The 543-nt window shown below is 55.8% G+C and carries 1 protein-coding gene; it reads left to right on the top strand.

Translation table 11 applies throughout. From position 1 onward, the window contains the following. A partial coding sequence (locus ACTHUR_RS17405; protein WP_440399966.1) for a surface lipoprotein assembly modifier occupies positions 1–543 on the top strand: 543 nt, incomplete at both ends.

Raw genomic sequence — 543 nt, 5'->3', positions numbered from 1 at the left:
ACAAAATATCAACCAAGCGCCCAGCCGCCGCACATACGGCAACTGGACTTTCCCCGAGCCTATCGACGCTACCGCCATCAACTACCAACTCGGCGCAGAGAAAAAATGGTCGCTGCCCAAAGGCTGGTACGCTACGGCAGGCGCGGATACCTACGGCAAAGTTTATCCCGAACGAACCAAGTACAATGACGTAACCACCCGCTTCTCAGTAGGCGCAGGCTACGCCGACCAGCACAACGACATTGGCTTGACCCCGTTCCATGAACGACGCTTCTACGGCAACGATCCTTACACCTACTCCAGCGGTGCGCGCCTGCACATCAACCACTGGTGGCAGCCTAAGCTGCAAACCTTGAGTGCCGTTGAAATGGGTCGTCTGAAAAACACCCGCCGCGCCCGTTCCGACAGCAACAACCGCCTGCTGAGCAATTCCGTCGTCTATTACCGAAACGCCCGCCAATACTGGGTCGGCGGTTTCGACATTTATCAGGAACGCAATAAAGAAGACAAATCGGACAGTTTCGACCGTTACAGCCTCCGTAC

The organism is Neisseria sp. P0021.S007 (genome assembly GCF_051956855.1).
This window is presented reverse-complemented; position numbering and strand designations above follow the sequence as displayed.